The sequence below is a fragment of the Pseudomonas oryzihabitans genome, assembly GCF_007665395.1.
GTDB classification, from domain to species: Bacteria; Pseudomonadota; Gammaproteobacteria; order Pseudomonadales; family Pseudomonadaceae; genus Chryseomonas; species Chryseomonas psychrotolerans_C.
This window is the reverse complement of record NZ_VDND01000002.1, coordinates 1-16,394: the sequence shown is the minus strand read 5'-3', so window position 1 is coordinate 16,394 and position 16,394 is coordinate 1. Positions and strand designations below refer to the sequence as shown.

Below are 16,394 nucleotides of genomic sequence, written 5' to 3'. Positions count from 1 at the left end.
GAAAAAGCCCGCGTCCCTTGCGGGACGCGGGCTCGGTCAGCGCGAGAGCGCCTTAGACGTAGAAAGCCTTCAACGGCGGGAAGCCGTTGAATTCCACCGCGCTGTAGCTGGTGGTGTAGGCCCCGGTGGACAGCCAGTACAGCCGGTCACCGCTGGCCAGGTTCAGCGGCAGGCCGTACTTGTAGTGCTCGTACATGATGTCGGCGCTATCGCAGGTCGGACCGGCGATCACCACCTCTTCCATCTCGCCCTTCTTCTCGGTCCAGATCGGGAACTTGATGGACTCGTCCATGGTTTCGATCAGGCCGGAGAACTTGCCCACGTCGGTGTAGACCCAGCGCTCCACGGCGGTACGCGACTTGCGCGCCACCAGCACCACTTCGCTGACCAGGATGCCGGCGTTGGAAATCAGCGAGCGGCCCGGCTCCAGGATGATTTCCGGCAGCTCGTCGCCGAAGTCTTCCTTGAGGAAGCGGATGATCTCGTCGGCGTAGGTCTCCAGGCTGTTGGTGCGCTGGATGTAGTTGGCCGGGAAGCCACCGCCCATGTTGATCATCTTCAGGGTGATGCCGTCTTCTTCCTTGAGGCGCTCGAAGATCACCTTGACCTTGGCGATGGCGGCGTCCCAGACGTCGATGTCGCGCTGTTGGCTACCGACGTGGAAGGAGATGCCATAGGGCTCCAGGCCCAGCTGGCGAGCCAGGATCAGCAGGTCCAGGGCCATGTCGGGCTGGCAGCCGAACTTGCGCGACAGCGGCCAGTCGGCCGAGTTGGAGCCTTCGGTAAGGATCCGCACATAGATGCGCGAGCCCGGGGCGGCCTTGGCGATGTTGCGCAGGTCGGCCTCGGAGTCGGTGGCGAACATGCGCACGCCCTTCTCGTAGAAGTAGCGGATGTCCTTGGACTTCTTGATGGTGTTGCCGTAGCTGATGCGCTCCGGCTCGACACCGGTGGACAGCACCTTGTCCAGCTCGTAGATCGAGGCGATGTCGAAGTTCGAGCCTTTGTCGCGCAGCAACTCGGTGATCTCGATGGCCGGGTTGGCCTTGACCGCGTAATAGATCTTGGCGAAGGGGAAGTTGCCAACGAGATCGTCATAGGCCCGCGCGATGGTGGCGGTGTCGATGACGACGAAGGGGGTTTCCTGCTGGTCGGCGAAGGCCTTCATCTTCTGGAAGGTTTCGCGAGAATAGTAATCTTCGACCTTGATGGACATGCGTCGGACTCCCGATGGGCAGAACAAATTGAAGGAGGGGGTGTTCTGAACGCCTAATCCGTTTCCCCACTTTGGTTCGCCTACTTCCCAAGGCACATCGCCGAAAGCAAAAAGGTCAACGCGTACTGGCGTTGACCTCGCTGTCTCGTCGTCGGTACTTGAGCCGGATGGATCGTTTCCAGCATGGACGTTCGGGCGCGAACTCTAGGGCCAGACGTCCCAGAGATCAATGTTAAATCCGTGATCTTTACCGAACGGTGACGCGCGCAGACCCACCCCTCTCCTGCAACCGACCGGAGCGAGCGACGAGATGTTCCGGAGGGGCGATGACAGGAGGTGTCCGAGCGGGGAATCAGGAGGCCGGATAGCGCCATCGCAGGGCCCTGACGTTGGATCTGGGTTATCGCTGCCATGGGCCGCTCCTACAGTCACGGAAGCAACCGTAGGAGCGGCCGCATCGGCGGGCCGCAATGGCCGCGATTAGTCCCTTGGCACCGTAGCGTGGAAAACGGCTCAGCCTTTTCCACTGAGGCTTTCGGTGCCTAAGCGCGCCCTCACCCCAGCCCTCTCCCCGCGGGAGAGGGGGTCATCCGAGCGGCTCTGGAGCCAATGGACCTGGGCGCATCGCCGTCCGTAGGTTGGGTTGAGCGCAGCGAAGCCCAACACGCCCAACCCCAACGCCTTACCGGAACGGCGGCTCGTCGAAGCTGCGCAGCTTGCGCGAGTGCAGGGAGTCGAGCTGGGTGCGCAACTGGTCCAGGGCGGCGATGCCGATGGCCAGGTGCTGGCTCACCGCGCGGGCGTAGAAGGCGTTGGCCGAGCCCGGCAGCTTGATCTCGCTGTGCAGTGGCTTGTCGGAGACGCACAGCAGGGTGCCGTAGGGCACCCGCAGGCGATAGCCCTGGGCGGCGATGGTGCCGCTCTCCATGTCCACCGCCACGGCGCGCGCCAGGTTGATCAGCGGGCGTTCCTGGGCCCAGCGCAGTTCCCAGTTGCGGTCGTCGTAGGTCAGCACGGTGCCGGTGCGCAGGCGGCGCTTCAGCGCTTCGCCGCGTTCGCCGGTGACGCTGGCGGCGGCGTCCTGCAGCGCCACCTGCACCTCGGCCAGCGCCGGGATCGGGATGTGCGGCGGTACCACGCGGTCGAGGATGCCGTCGCGTCTCATGTAGGCGTGGGCCAGCACGTAGTCGCCGATGGTCTGCGACTGCCGCAGGCCGCCACAGTGGCCGATCATCAGCCAGCAGTGCGGGCGCAGCACCGCCAGGTGGTCGGTGATGTTCTTGGCATTGGACGGCCCCACGCCGATGTTGACCAGGGTGACGCCATGGCCATCGCTGGCGATCAGGTGGTAGGCCGGCATCTGGAAACGGTGCCAGGCGATGGCGGCGATGACCGCCTGGGCCTCGGTCGGGTCCAGGTCGCGTTCGATGATGACGTTCCCCGGCAGCACCAGGCGCTCGAAGCGCGGATCGCTGCGCAGCTGCTCCAGGCCGTGCTGAATGAACTGGTCGACGTAGCGGTGGTAGTTGGTCAGCAGGATCCAGGGCTGCACGTGACGCCAGTCGCTGCCGGTGTAGTGGACGATGCGACGCAGCGAGAAGTCGGTGCGGGCGGCATCGAACAGCGCCAGCGGCAGCGGATCGATGCGCTCCCAGTCGTAGTGGCCATCGGCGATGTCGTCGTGGGCGGCGGAGAGATCGGTACTGGGGAAGACCCGCGCCAGTTCGGCGGCGGTCACGCCACTGCCGGCCAGTTCGTCGCCCTGCTCCACCACATAGGGATAGGGAATGTCCTGGCGACTGCGCCCCACCTCGACCTGGACATCGTAGTCGCGCATCAGAGGTTCGAGCTGTTCCAGCAGGTAGCCGCGGAAGGCCGCCGGATGGGTGACGGTGGCGACGTAGGTGCCGGGCAACTGGATCTTGGCGTAGGCGCGGGTGGTGGCCGGCGGCACGCCCGGGGCGCGATAGCGGATGCGGATCTCGGGATAGCGGAACAGCTCGCGCTCGGCCGCGCTCGGCTCGACGCGATCCTTGAGGTAGCGCTTGAGCGCCGCGTCCAGGGCCTGGGTGGCTTCCTGGTGCAGCGCGGCGAGACGGTCGACCGCCTCGCTGGCCGTGGCAACGGAGGTGAAATCCTCGTGTACGGAGGTCATGCGGGTTTCCTTGTTGGGGCACTGGCTATAGCTGACACCCTAACACCCCCGGATGACAACGACTTACCTCGGCCCCGCGCTTTTTTCACCCTGGGCATGCTGCTCCCACAGCCGCCGGTAATGACCCTCGGGACGCTGCAGCAAGGCCTCGTGACTGCCCTCCTCCACCTTGCGGCCATCGCGCAGCACCAAGATGCGGTCGGCATGGCGGATGGTAGAGAGCCGGTGCGCCACCACGATCAGGGTGACCTGGCCGCGCAACTCGTCCAGCGCTCCCTGCAGCCGTGCCTCGGTGGCGCTGTCGATGCTGGCGGTGGCTTCGTCGAGCAGCAGCACCTTGGGTTCGCGCAGCAGTGCCCGGGCGAGCGCCAGTAGCTGGCGCTCGCCCGTGGACAGGGTGAAACCCCGCTCGCCGAGCAGGGTATCCAGGCCTTCCGGCAACCGCGCCACCAGGTCGTCCAGGTGGGCGGCGGCCAGGGCCTGGCGCAGCCGCGCATCCGGCACCTGGCTGCCCAGCAGCAGGTTATCCCTGAGGCTGCTGGAGCGGATGAAGGGCTCCTGGGGCACGCTGGCCAGGGCGGCGCCCAGCACCTCCGGGGTCAGGCTGCCCAGTTCGCGGTCATCCAGGCGGAGACTGCCACCGCTGATGGGCTGCAGGCCGGCGAGCAAGTCGAGCAGCGTCGACTTGCCGCTGCCCGTCGGCCCGACGATGCCGAGGAAGGTGCCCGGCGGGATGTCCAGATCGATGCCGTGCAGGGTGTCGTGCCCCGCACCGGCGTGGCGGAAGCGTACGGCGTCGAGGTGGAAGTGCGCGGTCGCGATGGGGCGGTCGTCCTCGCCGCTCAGCGCCGGCTTCTCTTCCAGCAGGTGCAGCAGGCGGGTGCCGGCCACCGAGGCCTGCTGGAACAGGTTGAATCTCTGGGTGATGTCCATCAGCGGCTCGGTCACCCGGCCCAGGTAGGTGACGAAGGCATAGAGCACGCCGATCTCGGCGCCGCCCTGCAGATGGCCCATCCCGTAGACCAGCAGCAGCACCGCCAGCACCGCCACGCTGACCAGGTCCAGTGCCGAACGCAGCAGCAGCCCGGAGACGCGGATGGTGCGCATGCGCGCGCCGTACTGCGCCTGGTTGAGCCGCTGGAAATCCTGGCGGAAGCGCTCGGTCTGGTTGAAGGCCTGTAGCAGCCCCATGCCGCCGATGGCCTCGCCCAGCCGGGCGCTCTGCTCGGCGCGCAGCATCCGCACCTCCATGGCCGCCGCGCCGCTGTATCTCTGATAGGCCCAGACGATCAGCCCGGCCGCCGGGATCAGCAGCACGGCGATGGCCATCAGCCGCACGTCGAGCAGGGCCATGGCCACCAGGATGCCGATCAGCAGCACGATGTTGCCGACCATGTTGCCGAGGAAGGCCACGTAGAGTTCGCGCAGGGCATCGGTGTCGTTGGTCACCCGCGCCACCAGCTCGCCGGTGGCGGTGCGGTCGTGGAAGCTCTGCGGCAGGCTTAGCACGTGGCGGAACAGCCGCCGCCGCTGCAGGAGCACCACGTCCATGGCGATCTCGGCGAATCTCAGCGATTGCAGGTAGCGACCATAGGCAGCCAGCCCCTGGGAAACCACATAGGCCGCCACCAGGCCCACCAGCGGCCAGAGCCGCAGGTCGTGGGGCACCAGGTAGTTGTCGAGGTAGTGCTTGGTCAGCCAGGGGCCGAGGACATCGAACAGCGTCGCCAGCACCAGGATGGCCAGGGTTCCGGCCAGCTTGCGCGGCTTGGCCAGCACCGGCTTGAGCAGCAGCGAGAGGACGCGCGTCCTGGTCATTGGCGGGTCTCCTCTGCCTGCTGCAGGGCCCAGAGCCGGGCATAGAGCCCGCCCGCGGCGAGCAATTCGGCATGGCGACCGCGCTCCACCAGGCTGCCCTGGTCGAGGACGATGATCTCGTCGGCCTGCTGCACCGCCGAGAGACGATGGCTGACGATCAGGGTGGTGCGTCCCTGCAGTCCCGCCAAGGTGCGCAACAGCCGGGCCTCGGTGGCGGTATCCACCGCCGAGAGGGTGTCGTCCAGCAACAGGATGGGCGCCGGCGAGAGCAGCGCCCGGGCCAGGGCCACCCGCTGGCGCTGGCCGCCCGAGAGGGTCAGGCCGCGCTCGCCCACCGGGGTATCCAGGCCTTGTGGCAGGGCCGCCAGGTCGGTGCCGAAGGCGGCGGCGTCCAGGGCTTCGCGGATCTCTCCGGCGGTGGCATCCGGCCGGCTGAGGGCGACGTTCTCGCCCAGGGTCCGGGCGAACAGGAAGGGGTCCTGGGGCACATAGGCGAACTGGGCGCGCAGGTCGGCCAGCCGGTAGTCCTCCAGCGGCACTCCGCCCAGGTGGATGCAGCCCTGCTCCAACGGGAATTGGCGCAGCAGCAGGCGCAACAGGGTGCTCTTGCCACTGCCGGTGGCGCCGACGATGCCCAGGGTATCGCCGGCGGGCAGGTCGATGACCACGTCCTGCAACGCCGGCTGACGCGCCTGGGGATAGGTGAAGGCCGGGATGTAGACCGACAGGTCGGCCTGGTCCGGTGGCGTCTGGGTGCCCTCGTCGCGGATGCGTTCGGTCACCACGAACACCTCTTCCAGGCGGCGCGCGCCGGCTTCGCCGCGCTGCAGCAGGTTGAAGCACCAGCCGATGGCGAACATCGGCCAGATCAGTTGCACCAGGTAGAGACTGAAGCTGGTCAGCTGGCCGAGGGTGATATGGCCGTCGAGGTAGCGCCAGCTGCCCATCACCAGGGTCAGCAGGGTGGCGCAGCTCAGGGCGACGAAGATGATCGGCTCGTAGCGCGCCTCGGTGCGCTGCACCTGGTAATCGGCCTTGGCCACGCGGCGGGCGCGCTCGTCGAAGTCGTCCAGCTCGGCTTCGATCAGGGCGTGCTGGCGCAACATGCGCAGGCCGCTCAGGGCTTCCTGGGTACGGTCGTTGAGGGCGGAAAAGCCTGCCAGCGCCAGGCCGAATCTCTGCTGCACCCGCCGCGCCACGCGGTAGAAGCCCCAGGCCATGAAGGGAAAGGGCAACAGGGCGAGAGCCGCCAGGGGTGCGTCGATGCCGATGAACATGGCCAGGAGGACCAGCAGCAGGGTCAGCATGCCGTCGAAACTGGCCAGCACCCCTTCGCCGGCGGCGGTTTCCACGGCGTCGATGTCCTGGGTGGCGCGGGCCAGCAGGTCGCCGGTACGGCTGGACTGGAAGAAGCCGGGATCGAGGCGCGCCAGCTTGGCGAAGAAGGCATCGCGCAGCTCCACGCCGACCTGGTAGGAGGTGCCGAACAGCCGGACCCGCCATTGGTACCTGAGTACATAGAGGCCGAATCCGACGACGAGTATCAGGGCCACGCGCCAGAGCAGTCCGGCCTGATCCAGCTCGCCCGCGCGCAGGGCATCGATGGCCTTGCCGATCCACCAGGGCAGGGTCAGGTTGAGCAATCCGACGCCCAGCAGGCAGAGGATGGCCGTCCCATAGGCACGCCGTTGGCGGAAGAAGAAATCACGCAACAACCGCCACAACGCCATAAACCCGCCTTAGGCAACCAAAGGTGCAGTATATCGGCTCCCTCAGAGGTAACGGAGTTCCATCGTCCCGATCCGGGTCCCATGTCAACGGGTGGCGCGGGGCGCGAGGTCGTTGTAGGGTGCCACTCCCGGCGGCGCCCGGCCGCTGCGCCCCCTTCTCTTTGCTAGGCTGACGTCCATGACCCTCGAACCCCAACGTCCCGTCGTCCTCTGCCTGTCCGGCCACGATCCGAGTGGCGGCGCCGGGCTGCAGGCCGATATCGAAGCGCTGCTCGCCCAGGGTTGCCACGCCGCACCCGCGGTCACTGCCCTGACCGTGCAGGACACCGTCGACGTCCAGGACTTCCGGGTGCTGGATCGCGCGTGGGTACTGGCCCAGGCCCGCGCCATCATCGCTGACCTGCCGGTGGCGGCGGTCAAGCTGGGCATGCTCGGCTCGGTGGAGATGGTCGAGACAGTGCTGGAGATCATGGCAGCCCTGCCCGGCGTACCCCTGGTCTGCGATCCGGTGCTACGTGCCGGCGGTGGCGGCGCCCTGGGCAAGGACGAGGTCGGCTACGCCATCCGCGAACGCCTCTTGCCGCGCGCCACCATCGCCACCCCCAACCTGCCCGAGGCGCGCATCCTCGCCGAGTTGCCCGAGGGCACCCCGGAACAGTGCGCCGAGCGCCTGCTGCCCTTCTGCGCCCACCTGCTGATCACCGGCGGCCATGGCGAGGAGCACGAGGTGCACAACCGCCTCTATGACCGCGAGGGCCGCTGCGAGACCCACGTCTGCCAACGCCTGCCCGGCAGCTATCATGGCTCCGGCTGCACCCTGGCGAGCACCCTGGCCGGGCGCCTGGCGCTGGGCGAAGCCCTGCCCAGCGCGGTGCGCAGCGCCCTGGACTACACCTGGCGCACCCTGAGGGACGCCGAACGTCCCGGTCGTGGCCAGTACGTGCCGCGCCGCCTGCCGCTGGATTTCTGCTCATGACCCCCCTGCGCGGTCTCTACGCCATCACCGACAGCGCCCTGCTGGCCGAGGGTCGCCTGCTGCCCTATGTGGAAGCCGCGCTGCAAGGCGGCGCCCGGCTGGTGCAATACCGCGACAAGTCAGGGGCTGCCGAGCGCCGCCACGACGAAGCCGCCGCCCTGGCCGAGCTCTGCCGCCAGCACGGTGCCCAGCTGCTCATCAATGACGACCTCGCCCTGGCCCGCGCCCTGGGCGTCGGCCTGCACCTGGGCCAGGAAGACGGGTCCCTGGCGGCGGCCCGCGCCGAGCTGGGCGCGGACGCTATTCTTGGCGGTACCTGCCACGCCAGCCTGGAGTTGGCCGAGGCCGCGGCCCAGGCCGGCGTCAGCTACCTGGCCTTCGGCCGCTTCTTCGCCTCCAGCACCAAGCCGGATGCCCCACCGGCGCCCCTGGAATTGCTCGACCAGGCCCGCAGCCGCTTCGCCCTGCCGGTCTGCGCCATTGGCGGTGTCACCCTGGACAACGCACCGCGTCTGCTCGAACGCGGCGTCGACCTGCTCGCCGTCGTCCATACCCTGTTTTCCGCCGCCAGCGCGGGCGAGGTGGAGCGCCGCGCGCGCGCCTTCGCCCGGCTGTTCGCGGCCTGATCCCGTTTGAGGAGACCCCAATGTCCCGTTCCGCGAAACTCTTCGACCAAGCCCAACGCCACATCCCCGGTGGCGTCAACTCGCCGGTCCGCGCCTTCAAGAGCGTCGGCGGCACGCCGCTTTTCTTCAAGCACGCCCAGGGCGCCTACATCGTCGACGAGGATGACAAGCGCTATGTCGACTACGTCGGTTCCTGGGGTCCGATGATCCTCGGCCACAGCCATCCGGACGTGCTCGACGCGGTACGCCGCCAGCTGGAACACGGCCTTTCCTATGGCGCCCCGACCGCCCTGGAAACCACCATGGCCGAGCTCATCTGCGAGATCGTGCCGTCCATGGAAATGGTGCGCATGGTCAGCTCCGGTACCGAAGCCACCATGAGCGCCATCCGCCTGGCGCGCGGCTATACCGGGCGCGACACCATCATCAAGTTCGAGGGCTGCTACCACGGCCACTCCGACAGCCTGCTGGTCAAGGCCGGTTCCGGCGCCCTGACCCTGGGCGTGCCCAGCTCCCCCGGCGTGCCGGCGGCCTTCGCCCAGCACACCCTGACCCTGGCCTACAACGACCTGGCCGAGGTGGAAGAAACCCTGGCCAGGGTCGGCGACCAGATCGCCTGCATCATCGTCGAGCCGGTGGCCGGCAACATGAACTGCGTACCGCCCGCACCCGGCTTCCTCGAAGGCCTGCGCAGCCTCTGCGATCGCTATGGCGTGGTGCTGATCTTCGACGAGGTCATGACCGGCTTCCGCGTCGCCCTGGGCGGTGCCCAGGAGTACTACGGCATCCGTCCGGACCTCTCCACCTTCGGCAAGATCGTCGGTGGCGGCATGCCGGTGGGCTGCTTCGGCGGCAAGCGCGAGATCATGGAAAAGATCGCCCCGCTCGGCCCGGTCTACCAGGCCGGCACCCTGTCAGGCAATCCGCTGGCCATGGCCGCCGGCCTGACCACCCTGCAGCTGATCCGCCGCCCCGGCTTCCATGCCGAGCTGACCGACTACACCACCCGCATGCTGCAGGGTCTGCAGGATCGCGCCGATGCGGCCGGCGTGCCCTTCGTCACCACCCAGGCGGGCGGCATGTTCGGCCTCTACTTCAGCGGTGCCGAGGACATCGTCACCTTCAGCGATGTCATGGGCAGCGACAGCGAGAGGTTCAAGCGCTTCTTCCACCTGATGCTGGACGGCGGCGTGTACCTGGCACCGAGCGCCTTCGAGGCCGGCTTCACCTCCATCGCCCATGGCGACGACGAGTTGCGCATCACCCTGGATGCCGCCGAGCGCGCCTTCGCGACCTTCGAGGACTAATACCGTCCGTCTCGCTTCAGGAACCTCTCTGCCCCGCCGGCCTCACACCTATATGAGGGGCCGGCGTCACCGGTAAAAAAGTTCCGCCATTGTGCGTAAAGGTTTTGAAAGCGTGCGCCGGCTTGACCCATAATGAGATGTCGGCGCGTTTCGCCGACCGGGTTCTCCGAACCTGCCTCGCTCGTGGAGGCGCTTCATGCACCGCGCTGGTCACATCCTGTGCGCAGCCCTACTCCTGATGCCCCTGGCCGCCCTGGCCGGTGGTAATTCGCTGCTCGTCCCCAGCACCAGCCGTTGCAACCTGAATCTGGCCAACGAAGCCCTGGCGCAGGCCATCGCCCGCTGCCAGCAGATCGCCCACGACGGCGATGCCCAGGCGCAGTACGAACTCGGTGACTTCTACTACGAAGGCAAGCAGACGCCCAAGGATCTCAACCAGGCGCGCCAGTGGTTCGAACAGGCCTCGCTCAAGGGCAATGCCGATGCCCAGAATCGACTCGGCAACATGTTCTTCCGTGGCGAAGGCGTACCGCCCAACAACATCCAGGCCTACATCGTGCTGAAGATGGCTGCCATCAATGGCAATGACGAAGCCATGGACACCGCCGACCTGGTCAGCGCCCAGATGCGCCGTGACGAGCTGGAGATGGCCACCCAGGTACTGGGCCAGATCTTCCGCGACTACCTGCAGGACATGCAGACCGCGGGCAATCCCAATCCCTTCCAGCCGCCGCAGAACTAGCCTGCCGGCGCCGGGCGGGCGACGCCCCCGGCATAGAGCACCTTGTCAGTTCCTAGCTCTTGTCGGGCATCGGCATGGGGAACGGCATGACGTTGGTGCCACCCTTGGCCTCGCTGATCTTGGCCTGACCCAGACGCTCCACCTCGTCGATGCGGATGATCGAGTGCATCGGCACGAAGCTGCGCACCACGCCCTCGAATTGCGCCTTGAGCTTCTCCTCGCTCGGGTCCACTACCACCTGGGTGCGCTCGCCGAACACCAGCTCCTCGATTTCCAGGAAGCCCCAGAGATCGCTCTGGAAGATATGCTTGGCGTAGATCTCGAAGACCTGACCCTGGTTGACGAAGATCACCTTGTAGATGGCCGGCTTGCTGGGGGATGAGCTCATGGACGGGCGCAGGATTCACTGACGAAAAGGGCGGCGAGCATAGCACGCCGGGCCGGGCCCCAGTCAGCCGTCCGCCGCGGCCTCCTGGCACGCCCGTTGAGCCACCACGGCGCTCACCCAGTCGATGAAGACCCGCAACTTGGCGCTGACATGACGGTTGGGGGCGAAGGCCAGATGGAGCGGCATGGACGCCAGTCGCCAATCCTCGAACAAGGTCGCCAGCTCGCCACGGGAGACCGCCTCCGCCGCCAGGTAGTGCGGCAGGCAGACCACCCCGAGACCGGCCTGACCCGCCGCCAGGCAGGCATTGCCATCATCCACCTCCAGGCTGTACCGACCCTGCAACTCGACCCGCTCGGCACCCCGCCGCAGGGCATAGGGAAAACCGGGGCCGCTTCCCCAGAGAAAGCGCACCACCCGGTGTGGCGCCTCGGCCAGCGCCGCGGGATGGACCGGAGTGCCCTGGGCCTCGAGATAGGCCGGCGCGGCATAGCACCCCAGTTGCAGCGTCCCCAGCGGCCGGGCCACCAGGTACTGCTCGCGGATGCGCCCGCCGCGGATCACGCAATCGACGTTGTCGCCGATCAGGTCCACCTGGCGATCGCTGACGCCCAGCTCGAGCTGGATATCCGGATAGCGCTGGAAGAAGTCCGGCAGGGCCGGGATCAGGATCAGCCGCGCCAGCGGGCTGGGCACGTCCACCCGCAGCCGGCCGCGCGGGGTACGGGTGGCCACGGACAGCCCCGTCTCGGCGTCGTCCAGCGCCGCCAGTACCACCAGGCAACGCTGGTAGTAGGCCGCGCCGTCGGCGGTGACCTGTACTCGCCGGGTGGTGCGATTGAGCAACCGAACCTGCAACCGGGCTTCCAGTTGCTGCAGCTGCTGGGTGACCCGCGTCCGGCTGCTACCCGAGGTCTCGGCCGCGCGGGTGAAGCTACCGGCCTCCACGACCCGTACGAAGGTCTGCATCGCGGCGAACAGATCCATGCCCGGCTCCCGGAAAGAGGATTGTTTGGATTGTACAAACAATGCTGACCGCGGCGCCGGGTTTATCCACCGGTGGACGACGCCTAAGGTGGCCTCCTCGATCCCCCTCCCGGAGCCCCGCCATGACCCGCGACGCCGTCTTTCCCGCCAACCGCCATGCCCTCTACGCGCAGCACCGCTATTCGCCGGCCGTCCGTTCCAATGGCTTTCTGTTCGTCTCCGGCCAGGTCGGCAGCCGCCTCGACGGCTCGCCGGAAGCGGCGCTGGAAGATCAGGTCCGCCTGGCCTTCGCCAATCTCGAGACCATCCTCGTCGCGGCGGGCACCACCTTCGCCGACGTGGTGGACGTCACCCTGTTCATGGTCGATGCCGAGGCCAGCTTCGAACGGATCTGGCCGGTGCTGCTGGAGCACTGGGGCACGGCGCCCTACCCCACCGTGACCGCGGTCGGCGTCACCTGGCTGGCTGGCTTCCGCTTCGAGATCAAGGTCATCGCCCGGCTGCCGGAAGGCCGCGTTGGGGCCTAGGCCGCGTGTCTTCCGGGCGGCTCTTCCCCGCCTGGAAGGCCATCATTATAATGCGCGGTCCACTCGCCACCGACTCCCTGCCGCGCATGTCCAAGAAGCTCTATATCGAAACCCATGGCTGCCAGATGAACGAATACGATTCGTCGCGCATGGTCGACCTGCTCGGCGAGCGTGAGCCCCTGGAAGTCACCCAGAATCCGGCCGAGGCCGATGTCATCCTGCTCAACACCTGCTCGATCCGCGAGAAGGCGCAGGAGAAGGTGTTTTCCCAGCTCGGTCGCTGGCGCGAACTCAAGCTGGAGAATCCCGACCTAGTGATCGGCGTCGGCGGCTGCGTGGCCAGCCAGGAAGGCGCCGCCATCCGTGACCGCGCGCCCTATGTCGACGTGGTCTTCGGCCCCCAGACCCTGCATCGCCTGCCGGAGATGATCGACGCCGCGCGCACCACCCGGGCGCCCCAGGTGGACATCTCCTTCCCCGAGATCGAGAAGTTCGACCGCCTGCCCGAACCGCGCATCGACGGCCCCAGCGCCTTCGTCTCCATCATGGAAGGCTGCAGCAAGTACTGCACCTTCTGCGTGGTGCCCTACACCCGTGGCGAGGAAGTCAGCCGGCCGCTGGACGATGTCCTGGCCGAGATCATCCACCTCGCCGAGCACGGCGTGCGCGAGGTGACCCTGCTGGGCCAGAACGTCAACGGCTATCGCGGCGCCACCGGCGACGGCCGCATCGCCGACTTCGCCGAGCTGCTCTACGTGGCGGCGGCGGTGGATGGCATCGACCGCATCCGCTACACCACCTCGCATCCCCTAGAATTCTCCGACGCCCTGATCCAGGCCCACGCCGAGATCCCGGAGCTGGTGAAGTTCGTCCACCTGCCGGTGCAGGCCGGTTCGGATCGCATCCTGGCCGCCATGAAGCGCAACCACACGGCGCTGGAATACAAGTCGCGCATCCGCAAGCTCAAGGCGGCGGTGCCCGACATCTGCATCAGCTCGGACTTCATCGTCGGCTTCCCCGGCGAGACCGAGAAGGACTTCGAGCAGACCATGAAGCTGATCGAGGACGTCGGCTTCGACTTCTCCTTCTCCTTCGTCTACAGCGCCCGCCCCGGCACCCCGGCCGCGGACCTGGTCGACGACACCTCGGACGAGGTCAAGAAGCAGCGCCTGCAGATTCTGCAGACGCGCATCCACCAGCAGGGCTTCGAGATCAGCCGGCGCATGGCGGGCAGCGTCCAGACCATCCTGGTCAGCGATTTCTCCAAGCGCGACCCCGGCATGCTGCAGGGCCGCACCGAGAACAACCGCATCGTCAACTTCCGCTGCAGCGATGCCAGCCTGATCGGCCAATTCGTCCAGGTGCACATCGACGAGGCCCTGCCCCACTCCCTGCGCGGCACCCTGCTGAGCCCCGTCGCCAGCGGTGCGCGGCCGTCCGTCGCCGTCGCGCTGGCCTGATGGATGGTCATACGCGCCCTTTGCCAAGGGCGCGACCCAGGTTACTCTCAAGCTACGTCAAGTTTTCGTAAAGCCAATCCAAAGGGTCTCTCTGCACACCTTGAATACCCCCCAGACGCTCCAGCACTTCACCCTCGAACCCTTCGACGCCGACCGCTTCGCCAACCTCTGCGGCCAGCTCGATGAAAATCTGCGCCAGATCGAAAGCCGTCTCGGCATCGAGATCCGCAACCGCGGCAACCAGTTCGAACTGGTCGGCGATCCCGAGCGCACCCGCGCCGCCCAGAATCTCCTGCAGCGCCTCTATCGCGAGACCGCCAGCGGCACGCCGGTGGCGCCGGAACTGGTGCATCTCTATCTGCAGGAGTCCGGCCTGGAAGCCCTGCAGCAGGAACACCGTGGTGGCGACACCAGCGTGGCCCTGCGCACCAAGAAGGGCATGATCCGTCCGCGCGGCGCCAACCAGCAGCGTTACGTCAAGTCGATCCTCGACCACGACATCAACTTCGGCATAGGCCCGGCCGGTACCGGCAAGACCTACCTGGCCGTGGCCTGCGCCGTGGACGCCCTGGAGCGCGAGCAGATCCGCCGCATCCTGCTGGTGCGCCCGGCGGTGGAAGCCGGCGAGAAGCTCGGCTTCCTGCCCGGCGACCTGGCGCAGAAGATCGACCCCTACCTGCGCCCGCTGTACGACGCCCTCTACGAGATGCTCGGGTTCGAGCAGGTGGCCAAGCTCATCGAGCGCCAGGTCATCGAGGTCGCCCCCCTGGCCTACATGCGCGGGCGGACCCTCAACAATAGCTTCATCATTCTCGACGAAAGTCAGAACACCACCCTCGAGCAGATGAAGATGTTCCTGACCCGGATCGGTTTCGGCTCCACCGCGGTGATCACCGGTGACGTCACCCAGGTCGACCTGCCGCGCGGCACCAAGTCGGGCCTCAAGCACGTCATCGAGGTCCTGCGCGACGTGCCCGGCATCGGCTTCACCCACTTCGAATCCAAGGACGTGGTGCGCCATCCGCTGGTGCAGCGCATCGTCGAAGCCTATGACCGCTTCGAGGCGCTGCAGGACAGGTCGCGGGCCAACGGGGACGATCGCCATGGCGATTGAACTGGACGTCCAGGTCGCCAGCGAGGCGGCCGACCTCCCCGAGGAGCCGGACTTACGCCGCTGGTGCGAACTGGCCCTGCGCGCGCGCCAGGGCGACTCGGAACTCACCATCCGCCTGGTGGACGAAGCCGAAGGCCGCAAGCTGAATCGCACATGGCGGCACAAGGACTACGCCACCAACGTGCTGTCCTTTCCGGCCGACGTGCCGGACGAATTCCTCGATATCCCGCTGCTCGGCGACCTGGTGATCTGCGCCCCCGTGGTGGCCCGCGAGGCCGCCGAGCAAGGCAAGCCCGCCATGGCGCACTGGGCGCACCTGGTCATCCACGGCTGCCTGCACCTGCTCGGCTACGATCATCTGGAGGATGACGAAGCCGAGGAGATGGAAGACCTGGAACGCCAATTGCTCGCAGAACTGGGCTACCCCGATCCCTACGGTGAATGACACACACATGAACGAAGATCGATCAGGCAATGGGCATCGTTCCTGGCTGGAACGTATCGTCCAGGCCTTTGCCCATGAACCCAAGAGCCGCCAGGAACTGCTGGAACTGCTGCGCGAGGCGCACGAGAACAAGGTGCTCGACAGCGAGGCACTGTCCATCGTCGAGGGCGCCATCTCGGTGGCCGACCTCCAGGTGCGCGACATCATGGTGCCGCGCTCCCAGATCATCAGCATCCGCGCCCACCAGACCCCGGCGGAATTCCTGCCGGCGGTGATCGAGGCCGCCCACTCCCGCTACCCGGTGATCGGCGACGGCCCCGACGACGTGCTCGGCCTGCTGCTGGCCAAGGACCTGCTGCCGCTGCTGCTGGAGCAGGAGCGCAGCTTCGACCTCAAGGCGGTGCTGCGCCCGGCCACCTTCGTCCCCGAGTCCAAGCGCCTCAACGTGCTGCTGCGCGAATTCCGTTCCACCCACAGCCACATGGCCATCGTGGTGGACGAATACGGCGGCGTCGCCGGCCTGGTGACCATCGAGGACGTGCTGGAACAGATCGTCGGCGAGATCGAGGACGAGCACGACGTGGAGGAAGAGAGCTTCATCAAGTCGCTGCCCAACGGCGACTTCGTGGTCAAGGCGCTCACCCCCATCGAGACCCTCAACGAAACCCTGGAAACCCGCTTCGCCGATCCCGAGGCCGACACCGCCGGCGGCCTGGTGATGAACCGCCTGGGCCACCTGCCCAAGCGCAACGAGGAAACGGTGATCGACGACTTCCGCTTCCGCGTGCTCAACGCCGACGGCCGCCGCATCCACCTGCTGCGGGTGACCCCGGTCAACCGCTAGCTGTGTAAACCCAGTACGTTGTTCAGTGGCAACGGAGCCCGACTGATGGGCGGTTTGTA

15 protein-coding genes are annotated in these 16,394 nt (G+C 67.1%); 9 read left to right on the top strand and 6 right to left on the bottom strand.

Features of this window, described 5'->3' with window-relative positions; genetic code table 11:
- Positions 1–52: 52 nt before the first annotated feature.
- From FSV73_RS04020 to FSV73_RS04005, 4 genes are all read right to left on the bottom strand, one after another.
- Positions 53–1,216 (bottom strand): type III PLP-dependent enzyme, encoded by a 1,164-nt coding sequence (locus FSV73_RS04020; protein ID WP_145004277.1) that lies wholly within the window; start codon positions 1,214–1,216, stop codon positions 53–55.
- A 682-nt stretch (positions 1,217–1,898) separates the two neighbouring features.
- Positions 1,899–3,371 carry an AMP nucleosidase gene (gene amn, locus FSV73_RS04015; RefSeq protein ID WP_145004274.1) on the bottom strand — a complete coding sequence of 491 codons (1,473 nt, stop codon included), beginning with the start codon at positions 3,369–3,371 and terminating at the stop codon, positions 1,899–1,901.
- Between the two features lie 63 nt (positions 3,372–3,434).
- Positions 3,435–5,189 (bottom strand): ABC transporter ATP-binding protein, encoded by a 1,755-nt coding sequence (locus FSV73_RS04010; protein ID WP_145004271.1) that lies wholly within the window; start codon positions 5,187–5,189, stop codon positions 3,435–3,437.
- A complete protein-coding gene (locus FSV73_RS04005) occupies positions 5,186–6,919 on the bottom strand; it encodes an ABC transporter ATP-binding protein (RefSeq protein WP_145004268.1) in 1,734 nt (577 codons plus the stop codon). The genes FSV73_RS04010 and FSV73_RS04005 overlap by 4 nt, the downstream gene beginning before the upstream one ends.
- 178 nt (positions 6,920–7,097) lie before the next feature.
- Between FSV73_RS04005 and FSV73_RS04000 the strand changes: the two genes are divergently transcribed.
- From FSV73_RS04000 to FSV73_RS03985, 4 genes are all read left to right on the top strand, one after another.
- Positions 7,098–7,895, top strand: coding sequence for a hydroxymethylpyrimidine/phosphomethylpyrimidine kinase (locus FSV73_RS04000; RefSeq protein WP_145004265.1), 798 nt, complete (start codon positions 7,098–7,100; stop codon positions 7,893–7,895).
- On the top strand, positions 7,892–8,521 hold the full coding sequence (thiE, locus tag FSV73_RS03995) for a thiamine phosphate synthase (RefSeq protein ID WP_145004262.1): 630 nt from the start codon (positions 7,892–7,894) through the stop codon (positions 8,519–8,521). The genes FSV73_RS04000 and thiE overlap by 4 nt, the downstream gene beginning before the upstream one ends.
- Before the next feature lie 20 nt (positions 8,522–8,541).
- A complete protein-coding gene (gene hemL / locus FSV73_RS03990; protein WP_145004259.1) occupies positions 8,542–9,828 on the top strand; it encodes a glutamate-1-semialdehyde 2,1-aminomutase in 1,287 nt (428 codons plus the stop codon).
- Positions 9,829–10,024: 196 nt separating this feature from the next.
- Positions 10,025–10,570 (top strand): tetratricopeptide repeat protein, encoded by a 546-nt coding sequence (locus FSV73_RS03985; protein ID WP_145004256.1) that lies wholly within the window; start codon positions 10,025–10,027, stop codon positions 10,568–10,570.
- Positions 10,571–10,622: 52 nt separating this feature from the next.
- Here FSV73_RS03985 and FSV73_RS03980 read toward each other — a convergent pair whose 3' ends face one another.
- Positions 10,623–10,958: a DUF1820 family protein gene (locus FSV73_RS03980; RefSeq protein WP_145004253.1), complete on the bottom strand. Its 336-nt coding sequence runs from the start codon at positions 10,956–10,958 to the stop codon at positions 10,623–10,625.
- Positions 10,959–11,021: 63 nt separating this feature from the next.
- The gene (locus FSV73_RS03975) at positions 11,022–11,945 is read right to left on the bottom strand and encodes a LysR family transcriptional regulator (RefSeq protein ID WP_145004250.1); all 924 of its coding nucleotides are present in this window, start codon (positions 11,943–11,945) and stop codon (positions 11,022–11,024) included.
- 122 nt (positions 11,946–12,067) lie between these two features.
- Between FSV73_RS03975 and FSV73_RS03970 the strand changes: the two genes are divergently transcribed.
- From FSV73_RS03970 to FSV73_RS03950, 5 genes are all read left to right on the top strand, one after another.
- Complete coding sequence (locus FSV73_RS03970) at positions 12,068–12,472, top strand: RidA family protein (protein ID WP_145004247.1); 405 nt, start codon at positions 12,068–12,070, stop codon at positions 12,470–12,472.
- Between the two features lie 86 nt (positions 12,473–12,558).
- Complete coding sequence (miaB, locus tag FSV73_RS03965; protein WP_145006162.1) at positions 12,559–13,932, top strand: tRNA (N6-isopentenyl adenosine(37)-C2)-methylthiotransferase MiaB; 1,374 nt, start codon at positions 12,559–12,561, stop codon at positions 13,930–13,932.
- Between the two features lie 100 nt (positions 13,933–14,032).
- Entirely contained in the window at positions 14,033–15,046 is a 1,014-nt protein-coding gene (locus FSV73_RS03960; RefSeq protein WP_145004244.1) for a PhoH family protein, read from the top strand.
- Positions 15,036–15,491 (top strand): rRNA maturation RNase YbeY, encoded by a 456-nt coding sequence (gene ybeY, locus FSV73_RS03955; protein WP_145004241.1) that lies wholly within the window; start codon positions 15,036–15,038, stop codon positions 15,489–15,491. Before FSV73_RS03960 ends, ybeY begins: the two co-directional genes overlap by 11 nt.
- Before the next feature lie 7 nt (positions 15,492–15,498).
- The gene (locus FSV73_RS03950; RefSeq protein ID WP_145004238.1) at positions 15,499–16,335 is read left to right on the top strand and encodes an HlyC/CorC family transporter; all 837 of its coding nucleotides are present in this window, start codon (positions 15,499–15,501) and stop codon (positions 16,333–16,335) included.
- Positions 16,336–16,394: the final 59 nt, after the last annotated feature.

What these genes read in the sequence shown, in the direction of transcription:
- FSV73_RS03950 (WP_145004238.1), top strand. Translation starts at nt 15,499, where the DNA reads ATGAACGAAGATCGATCAGGCAATGGGCATCGTTCCTGGCTGGAACGT.
- FSV73_RS04010 (WP_145004271.1), bottom strand. Translation starts at nt 5,189, where the DNA reads ATGACCAGGACGCGCGTCCTCTCGCTGCTGCTCAAGCCGGTGCTGGCC.
- ybeY (WP_145004241.1), top strand. Translation starts at nt 15,036, where the DNA reads ATGGCGATTGAACTGGACGTCCAGGTCGCCAGCGAGGCGGCCGACCTC.
- miaB (WP_145006162.1), top strand. Translation starts at nt 12,559, where the DNA reads ATGTCCAAGAAGCTCTATATCGAAACCCATGGCTGCCAGATGAACGAA.
- FSV73_RS04000 (WP_145004265.1), top strand. Translation starts at nt 7,098, where the DNA reads ATGACCCTCGAACCCCAACGTCCCGTCGTCCTCTGCCTGTCCGGCCAC.
- FSV73_RS03970 (WP_145004247.1), top strand. Translation starts at nt 12,068, where the DNA reads ATGACCCGCGACGCCGTCTTTCCCGCCAACCGCCATGCCCTCTACGCG.
- FSV73_RS04005 (WP_145004268.1), bottom strand. Translation starts at nt 6,919, where the DNA reads ATGGCGTTGTGGCGGTTGTTGCGTGATTTCTTCTTCCGCCAACGGCGT.
- FSV73_RS03980 (WP_145004253.1), bottom strand. Translation starts at nt 10,958, where the DNA reads ATGAGCTCATCCCCCAGCAAGCCGGCCATCTACAAGGTGATCTTCGTC.
- FSV73_RS04020 (WP_145004277.1), bottom strand. Translation starts at nt 1,216, where the DNA reads ATGTCCATCAAGGTCGAAGATTACTATTCTCGCGAAACCTTCCAGAAG.
- FSV73_RS03975 (WP_145004250.1), bottom strand. Translation starts at nt 11,945, where the DNA reads ATGGATCTGTTCGCCGCGATGCAGACCTTCGTACGGGTCGTGGAGGCC.
- FSV73_RS03985 (WP_145004256.1), top strand. Translation starts at nt 10,025, where the DNA reads ATGCACCGCGCTGGTCACATCCTGTGCGCAGCCCTACTCCTGATGCCC.
- hemL (WP_145004259.1), top strand. Translation starts at nt 8,542, where the DNA reads ATGTCCCGTTCCGCGAAACTCTTCGACCAAGCCCAACGCCACATCCCC.
- amn (WP_145004274.1), bottom strand. Translation starts at nt 3,371, where the DNA reads ATGACCTCCGTACACGAGGATTTCACCTCCGTTGCCACGGCCAGCGAG.
- thiE (WP_145004262.1), top strand. Translation starts at nt 7,892, where the DNA reads ATGACCCCCCTGCGCGGTCTCTACGCCATCACCGACAGCGCCCTGCTG.